The organism is Enterococcus sp. (assembly GCF_032555305.1).
Classification (GTDB): Bacteria; Bacillota; Bacilli; order Lactobacillales; family Enterococcaceae; genus Enterococcus_A.
Genome location: NZ_JAWGOQ010000042.1, coordinates 22,528 through 31,302 on the forward strand (window position 1 = coordinate 22,528; position 8,775 = coordinate 31,302).

The 8,775-nt window shown below is 39.6% G+C and carries 8 protein-coding genes; all 8 read right to left on the reverse strand.

Annotation, left to right across the window (positions count from 1 at the left end; genetic code table 11):
• Nucleotides 1-19 precede the first annotated feature (19 nt).
• The 8 genes from E6139_RS21155 to E6139_RS21190 all read right to left on the reverse strand — a co-directional run bounded on the left by E6139_RS21155 (nt 20) and on the right by E6139_RS21190 (nt 8,569).
• Entirely contained in the window at nt 20-1,462 is a 1,443-nt protein-coding gene (locus E6139_RS21155) for a glycoside hydrolase family 1 protein (RefSeq protein WP_316405527.1), read from the reverse strand.
• Nucleotides 1,463-1,503: 41 nt separating this feature from the next.
• On the reverse strand, nt 1,504-1,845 hold the full coding sequence (locus E6139_RS21160; RefSeq protein WP_316405528.1) for a PTS lactose/cellobiose transporter subunit IIA: 342 nt from the start codon (nt 1,843-1,845) through the stop codon (nt 1,504-1,506).
• A 39-nt stretch (nt 1,846-1,884) separates the two neighbouring features.
• The gene (locus tag E6139_RS21165; RefSeq protein ID WP_316405529.1) at nt 1,885-3,156 is read right to left on the reverse strand and encodes a PTS sugar transporter subunit IIC; all 1,272 of its coding nucleotides are present in this window, start codon (nt 3,154-3,156) and stop codon (nt 1,885-1,887) included.
• Nucleotides 3,157-3,159: 3 nt separating this feature from the next.
• A complete protein-coding gene (locus E6139_RS21170) occupies nt 3,160-3,465 on the reverse strand; it encodes a PTS sugar transporter subunit IIB (RefSeq protein ID WP_316405530.1) in 306 nt (101 codons plus the stop codon).
• Between the two features lie 360 nt (nt 3,466-3,825).
• The gene (locus E6139_RS21175; RefSeq protein ID WP_316405531.1) at nt 3,826-4,905 is read right to left on the reverse strand and encodes a helix-turn-helix transcriptional regulator; all 1,080 of its coding nucleotides are present in this window, start codon (nt 4,903-4,905) and stop codon (nt 3,826-3,828) included.
• Nucleotides 4,906-5,061: 156 nt separating this feature from the next.
• Complete coding sequence (locus tag E6139_RS21180; RefSeq protein ID WP_316405532.1) at nt 5,062-6,183, reverse strand: aminotransferase; 1,122 nt, start codon at nt 6,181-6,183, stop codon at nt 5,062-5,064.
• Nucleotides 6,184-6,322: 139 nt separating this feature from the next.
• Nucleotides 6,323-7,477: a hypothetical protein gene (locus E6139_RS21185; protein WP_316405533.1), complete on the reverse strand. Its 1,155-nt coding sequence runs from the start codon at nt 7,475-7,477 to the stop codon at nt 6,323-6,325.
• A gap of 279 nt (nt 7,478-7,756) precedes the next feature.
• Nucleotides 7,757-8,569, reverse strand: coding sequence for a MerR family transcriptional regulator (locus E6139_RS21190; RefSeq protein ID WP_316405534.1), 813 nt, complete (start codon nt 8,567-8,569; stop codon nt 7,757-7,759).
• Nucleotides 8,570-8,775: the final 206 nt, after the last annotated feature.

Here is an 8,775-nt window from a genome sequence, read left to right on the forward strand (position 1 = left end):
GGATCAACTTTTCAATTGATTATAATGCGTCGCCATTTGACGCGATTACTTGTTTATACCATTCGAAGCTGTCTTTCTTAATTCGTTTACCGGAGCCGTTTCCCTCGTTATCCAAGTCAACATAAATGAAACCATAGCGTTTCTCCATTTGAGCAGATGAACAGCTGATAATATCGATTGGTCCCCAAGCGCAATAGGCAATTACATCTACTCCGTCATACATCGCCCGTTTCATCTGTGCGATATGTTCCGAAAGATAAGAAATACGGTAATCATCGTGCACCTGTCCGTCTTCTAACTTGTCATACATACCAAAACCGTTTTCGGCAATAATAATCGATTTGTGATAGCGATCCCAATATTGCGATAAGGAATTGTACAGTCCTTGCGGATCAACTGCCCAGCCCCATGGATTGGCTTTCAAATTCGGATTTGGAGTCACCGATGATGGATTCATCGTGTTTTTAGTGGCGTCAACCATTTGTGAATAGTAATAAGAGAGTGCCAAGTAGTCCATCGGATGATCCTTCAATATTTTTTTATCTTCAGCTGTAATGTCTAAGTGAATCTCATTTTCAGCAAAATAGTTCAAGGCATATTGCGGATATTCCCCTTGGAATTGCACATCTGTATAGAAATACTGCATCCGGTTACGACGTAAAGCTAAATTCACATCATCCGGATCACAAGAATACGGATAGGCTGTACAATCGGCCATCATTGTTCCAATCATCATATCAGGATTAATCGTTTTCGCATAGGCTGCTAATTTTGCACAGGCGACAAACTGATGATGGACTGCCTGGAAGCTGGCTTCTTCATAATTATCCACCGTATCGTAAGGGATTGCTGTTGAATTAAACGGTTCAAACTGAATTAAATTAACTTGATTGATGACGATCCAATATTTTACTTTTGCTTGATAACGCTCCAAGACGACTTTCCCATAGTTGACAAATAGATCGATCACTTTACGATTGTTCCAGCCGCCGTATTTCAAGGTGATTTCGACCGGCGTTTCATAGTGAAGGATCGTAATAATCGGCTCCATACCTAATTCAATAATTTTATCGATTAAACGATCATAATAAGCTAACCCAGCTTCATTCGGCTCTTCTTCCTCACCAGTAGGAAAAATACGCGTCCAATCAATCGATGTGCGAAAGGTTTTAAAGCCCATTTCGCTAAGTAATTCTAAGTCCGCTTCAAAGGTATGATAGAAATCAATCCCGTGACGCTTTGGATAGTATCCTTCTGTATCGGCTAAGTTCGCTTTTACATCAGCCATCGACATGCCTTTGTGCTGTTCTTCAGCAATTTCAGCGTTGCTCTTGTCTGGATAGTATTTGTGCAAGTCTGCTAAACTGACTCCTTTTCCGTCAATTTTATACCCACCTTCTGCTTGGTTGGCTGCAATCGCTCCGCCCCATAAAAAATCCTTAGGCATTTGATAATTTTTCAATGAAACTCCTCCTCGTATACTTCTGTGATAAGATCTTTTTGCTATTTTTGGCTAAAGGCTTCAAATAGTCGAACTAAATGTTCACCAATTAAAATCTCGCTTTGTGCAGTCATCAAGGTATCCTGTGCATGGCAAAAGAGCGTTGAATAGCGAATCTGTTCGCCAGATGCCTCTAACTGTAAAGTGTCCGTTTGTAATCCGTGTGCGACAACAACCTCCTTGCGCGCTGCCTTCACCTCTTCTTTGGCTGTTTCAAAATCCATCTTCTCTAAACTTTCTAATGAATGAACCAAATGATCCCGTGCATTGCCGGCATGTACTAAAATGTTCATGGACAATTGATTCAATTGGTCATTTTCCTCTAAATATGTTGTCTTTTCCATAAGCGACCTCCTGCTAGTTCCCTTCGATATATAATTTTTTTAATGTGCAGCCTCGACTTCTGCTTCAGCTTCTTCCAGAGCCTCTTGTGCTTCTTGTTTCACTAATGAATTGTCATAGGCTTTGAAAAATGGCAAAAAGACCAGCCAAGTAATCACGAAAATCAGAGCACAGACGACAATTGCCCGCCAATCCTGCGTTGCCAAATAGGAAGTAATCGGATACGGCATGTACCACAATAGGAAAGTACTTGATGGTACATTGACTAAGCCTAAGGACATCGTGACATAAGCGATTGTTGGAACGATAATACTATTGATCCACATCGGCACCATCAGATACGGATTGAAGGCGATCGGTGCACCGAAGACTAAGGGTTCGTTAATATTAAAAATAGACGGAATGATAACTGCTTTCCCAATTGCCTTTAATTGCGCTGATTTACTTAGCAGCAACATCATAAAGGACAAAGCCAGGGTGGTTCCGATTCCTCCCATTGATGAGAATGCGTAGCAGGTTTCCTGAGTAGCAATATTTAGTGCTTGTCCGCCATTAGCTACCGCTTCTGCATTTGCAGCCAATCCGGACATATAGACTGGATACACTACTGGCATCATGACCCAGCCAGAAATTCCAAATGTATACAAGAATACTGGGATAAAGACCGATAAAACAAAACCAGGATAGGATTGAACGATATTCGCCAATGGGCTGAAAACCAGTAGTACCACGTCGAAAAAGTCGATCTTGAATTGGAAAGTGATCAACCAGCCAACAAGTAAGACGAACGTAATTGGCAGCAAGCTATTAAACCAGCCGACTACAAAATCAGGGATCGGTGTATCTTCATCAAAGAACGAATATTTCACTGCAAAATTCATAACGAATGCAACAAACAAGCCCGTAATCATTGAAAGGAACATGCCTGTAGCACCGAAACGAGAAAGAATGAAGACCGCTTCTCCATCAGCAGTCATAGTTGGAAACAGCAGCATCATAAATAGTACCAACGAAGCCGCACCGGAAATTAGTTTTTGACCGCCATAGCCTTTCTTCTCCATCAAGTAATAAGGAATTAAGAAAGCAACTACTAATGCATACATACCGAATGAAAAATTACTAATCATGGAAAAGTCAGGCATTCCGCTAAAAATATTTTTCAGCAAGGAAACGACAGTCACTAACGAACCAACAAAAACTAACGGCAGTGCGATCATAATCGAATCCTGAATTGCTGAAATCCAAGGATTTTTTACTACCTTATTCACTTTTGGCGCAAAAGAATTCGTCATAAAGTTCATAATTTTATCCATCGTCTAATCCTCCAACTTTAAAATTAAATCTAATGCTTTCTCTCCATTCAACGTGCCGTAAACCGATTGAGGAATAACTGCTGCTTTAACATTTTTATCTTTGGTCTGTTCTTGCAGATCATTCAGCATATAAGACAGATGCGGACCAATCAGTAAGTAATCGATTGTGTCAATGCGATCGTCCAATTGAGATTCACTGGCTGCTTTGACTGAGAACTCAAGCTTTCTTTTTTTAGCCGCTTTTCTAATTGATGCTGCCATAAACCCGCTTGAGGCTCCTGAACCACAAATTAACAAAATATTTTTCATTTTCTTCACCGCTTTCATTTATTTACATGTTCATTATAGGAAATCTAGGAGCGGTCCTACAAACTTACTTTTTTCCTACTGATGGGAAAAAGAACAATTCAAGCAAACAAAAACGCTGAACTATCTCTAGTCCAGCGCATGGTTAATTGTAAAGTTCACGAAGCTTTGATGCCTGACACTTTATACGGAGTCATCTATCTATTTCAGTAGATACAAAAAATAGGAAACTTGAATAAAGTTTTGTTGAAATCGTGTTGACCACATAAGAAGCAATCTAAGCCACTAGTCATTTTGCAGCTTTTTCAATTGACTGACTAAAATAGAAAGGACAGATTTTTCATGATCCTTTCTATTCCAGTTCTATCCTAAACTTCTTAATTTCTCCAATAACGCAATAAATCGTTCTTCCGCCAATAGTGGCTGAAACTCATCCGATTGCTCAATTAGATCAGCCATACGCTCAGCGATATACTGGGTTGAAACAGATGAATCTTTTAATTGGATGGTATCAAACAGCAAGTCACCACTGGTTTCTTTTATCGCGAATGCAGCCTGCAACGCAGGGATGAAATTCTCTAGCTCCATCAGTGCAGATTGCTTTTCTCCAACTCTGGCTAAAATCTCGGCTTTGAATAAATAGTAATTGGCATTCGTGCCGGTGATTTGATCAACATGAAGCAGCTTGTCGAGCTTAATACCAATGTCTGCGATTGTCATCGCCTTCTCGTATTGTTCATATTTACAAGCGATTTTTGCAAGAGTGTATAGATGAAGTCCGATATCACGGAGCTGCTGGAACAAGCAAATTTGTGTCAGCTTCCGTGATTCTTCGTACTCTTTCTTCATATAAAGAATATTGGTTTTCATCATTCGAGTATCATAATCGGCGGTGGGCAGTTCTTCTATCGCTTCTTCAGCTTTGTCCAGATCATCGCTCATAGTATAGAGGCTCGCCAATACATGAAGTGACGCATGGCGAAGTTCAAGATTCTCTGACGAACGGAGGGTTTCAAAATGTCTGATCGTTTCTGCAAGCTGCTGCGCTGCCTCTTCCTCATCACCAGAAGCACCTATATAGAAAAAGGACGTAGAAGCCAAACGAAATCTTAACAAATCATCAGCGGGATATTCTTTCAATAACTCATTGCAATAATCCATCGCTTTTCGGCTATCCCCTGTTTCAAAGATCACTCGGGCTTTTTTCTCAAAATTGGCAACCTCTATATCACTTAGCTCCTCTTCAAAACTTACCAGCCGATCCACATTGGTTCTTAACATACGAGCTAGCGGATTTAACAGTGAAATATCGGGATAGGTGCTGTCGGTCTCCCACTTGGAAACAGCCGCAGTAGTCACTCCTAAAGCCGCTGCAACTTGCTCCTGGGTCAAATCCTGTTCTTTTCTGAGCTTTTTGATCGTCTTTCCCATCAATAATGTCATTTTAATCGCCCCTCTCTGATCACCTATAGTGTACCATCGTTGCGCGAGAATGATAATGGAGCAGTTGTTAACGAATAGTAGGATTTTATTAACCAGCAAGATTTTTTTGATACAAATTAAGCGCAATGATCCGTTAAGATCATTACGCTTTTACATTTATATTTTCGCTAAGTACTCAGAGAATTTATTCAAGCTGGCGATCAACTCTTCTGTTCGGCAGCCATAGCCGATTCGAACACAGTTCTCAAACTCGAAACAATCCCCAGGAGTGAACAGCAGTCCGTGATTATCGATCAAATCAAGACAAAGCTCTCGGCTCGATCGATCGAAATCGTAATACAGTAAGGTCACAGTCCCAGCCTGTGGTTTCACATAAGAAATATGAGGTTCTTTGGCTACCCACTCGTCTAAGATTTTTAGATTTTCGCGAATAATTTTTTGACTTCGCATCAATAGCTTCTCTTTATTTAGTAGAGCTATCGCCGCTAGTTCTTCATCAATCATGCCGCAGCTGATAGTGTTGTGATCCCGATGTAGCAGACATTGTTGTAAAGCTTCTTGATTTTTCGTGGCAATCCAGCCCAATCGCAGACCAGCCAGTGACCAAACCTTAGACATACTGCTGACACTGATTCCTTTTTCATACAGATCGGCAATGGATGGGCTCTCGATATCAGCTTGCGTCAGCCCGCGATAGGTTTCATCTGAAAGAATATAAGCATTAGCGTCTTTGGCAATCGCAACGATTTCCGTCAACATTTCACGATCCATTAATGAACCAGATGGATTGTTAGGATTATTGATAATGATTACTTTCGTTTTTTGGCTGACCTGTTTTTTAAGTTCTGTTAAGTCAGGCAGAAAGTTATTTTCCGGTGCTAAAACATGCTGCTTCACAGTTGCACGGAAGGATGCCGGAATAGAATACAATTGCTGATAGGTCGGCAGTACGGCAACGACTTCATCCTCTGGTTCAACCAATGAATATAAGACTAAATGATTCGCTCCGATCGCTCCATGAGTCGTTGTAATATCCTCTTCTTGGATTGTTTCGTAAAGCGATGCGATCCCTTTTTTAAACTTCGGATTGCCGAAAATATGCCCATATGTCAGGCGTTTTTGCGTTAATTCATTTAGTGTATCTTGCTTATCCAGTCCAGCGATCTCAAACAGCTCGTCCATACTGATGGAGTCAACGCAGGTCTCTCCTGTATTATAAATCGCTTTATCCTCATGTTCGTTCATCCACAATTCTACTTTAAATGGTTCTATCTTCATCCTATCGCTCCTCTGCCCATATTCGATGAAGTTTTTATTAGCAAAATTTCATCGTCTTTTTATTATAGAGGATATGGAGTTTGATAGCTAGATTGTACAAGTCGAACCAAATAATTTTTCTATTACAAACAAGTCATCACTAATAATCAATCGTGTTCTTTTCTTTAGTTTTATTCCGTGAGAAGAATCCGATCAACCTGCCTATTGGCTTAACAGGTTCATGTACAGGCGTTTCTTCTTCCGCTGCTGCGATTGGTTTTTCTGCTTCTTTACTAACTGACGCCAAAGTTGATGTCTTACTTTTCGTTTTTTCCGTTGGGGCTACTGCGGCTTTTTGGGCAGACTTCGATTGCTTTGTCTTTTTTTGAATCGATTCCATCGAATCTGCCTCAGTATTCGAACCTATTTTCTCACCATCAAGCTGAACCTTGCTCACTTCGCCAGTCTCCGGATCGGTTACATCAAAGTAATAATCCTTCAGATTGGCGTCTTTCGGAATGACTGCTCTGGCTAGTTCCTCAATGTCTTGCTTGCTCAAGCTTCTTGGATCAATATCTGTGGGCAGACTGGCTTTACTAATTTGTTTGCCATTAGTTTTCTTCGATTGAACAGAAGGCATGTGGGCAGACTTCTGCTGTGCTTTTTTAGTTTTCGTTTTTTTCGGTTTTGGTTCTTCCACTACCAAGTCTTCATCTTCGCTAAACACCCGTTTTGACTTGACAAGTTTAGTGAATTTTCGGGTTCCATTATCTTCGAAAATTGATAGCGTCGTCAAAATCTCCAAGATTGGGCCAAAATCTTTCTTATCTTTTAACGGATCGACATCACTTAAAACCCATCTATGACGCTTGCCGTTTTCATCTTCAAAGATTGATTCAATGTTTACTTTCCGATTCTTTTCTTCCTCAAGAAGCTCTCTAGCAGTCGTTGGCTTCATCAATTGCGCATAGGAATCACGTGCCGCTTTAGAGTTCTGGAAATAATTGGTCTTGCTCTTAAACAGGCGATTGATAATTCCGTTCCATTCTTTTTTCGAGAAATAATTTTGGAAATAGGGCATGTACGTCCGCATTGCGGCATTTGGTTCAGCAGAAAGATACAGCTCTCGAATCAAGTCATATAAAAACAACGAATAATCTCCTACAACAATCGCGTTTTTCACCAAAACTGCTACGACATATTCAATCAAGCTAGCTGAATTTTTTGTTTCATCAAAATAACTAAGCGCTTTCAATTCTAAGGTAGATCTTTTAGTTACGAAAATTTGACGTTGATTCAAGGCTGATACTTCCATGCTGACTCTTCCCTTCTCTAGTTGTACATTTAATTTATTAACTATCTCTATTTTGCAACAAGAATAATAATTTTTGAAGGGCTATTTTTTTGGGGAAAGTTAACTGATTATGCCGTTTATAACTCAAAATATTAATCGATAATCTATTTGTATATTTCCTCTCAAACAAGCGCAAACAGTACAATTTTTGCTCATTTTCAAAAAACATAATCAATTACTTTAATTATTAAAAAAGTTTCTTGTGGTCAGGCTTTTTCAATTTTTTAAAAATTTAGAGTATTACTTAGGGCGAACTTGCACAATCAATTTCAACAAAAAATCGTCAAATTTTTGTGCAGACAGACCGTTTAGGATCACATCAATGTAAATATCTCCTTGAATTATCAAATGATGCTGCTTGATATAGTCGATCATCTGTTGAAAAACAATCGCTCGGTAGGTTTCCCCATGAAAATAGCAGATTAAATAGTCTCCAGCTGGCCGTGCTTCAGCTGCTTCTGGAACCTTGATGTAGGGATGAACATCTGCGGCATAGAGAACGTCTGCATCTAATAATGAACTCGTATTTTCAAACATAAATCCAGCCGGATAAATAAACTCATATCCTGCGGCAAAACTTTGCTGATAAATATCACTTAGTGGAATCGATGCGCGAAATGTCGATACTTGATAAGCCGTTGAGCTGAAAAAGAGTGGCTGCTGTTCCAAATGAACAATCGAAAACTTCAACCGATCGGCTGTCGCGTATTCTTCTAATGAAGATAACTGACGATCCACCATTCCAGCCATTTGCTCGTAATACTCCTGCTTCTGACGAATCAATTCACGTTGACGTTTCAGTAAAATGGCTGCTTTCTCTGGTGTACTATTTTGTAGATGATCCTTGATTTCAGCTAAAGGCATTTTTATTTCTTTGAACAGATTGATCATATTCACCTTATAGAGCTGCGGATAATCATAATAACGATACCCTTTTTCAGTTGTATGCACGGGTGCTAAAAGACCGATTTGATCATAATAAATTAGTGTCTTCCGTTTAATCCCAGATAGCCTTGCGAAATCACCGATTGAAAGATAATTACAGGTATCCAAAATTTAAACCTCCTTTGTAACAAGCCAATTACTTGACTGTCTAGCTACTAGACAGTTTATCATAGCAACATACCAATAAACTTGTTTATCCTAAAAAAGAAGATTACTTAATATCTACTGAACAAATCACTTTTCTAGAAGGTTAGTGATCTATCCTTAAATAAAATGAAAAATTGCTGACTAGGAGGAGCACCTAAAAATTCTCG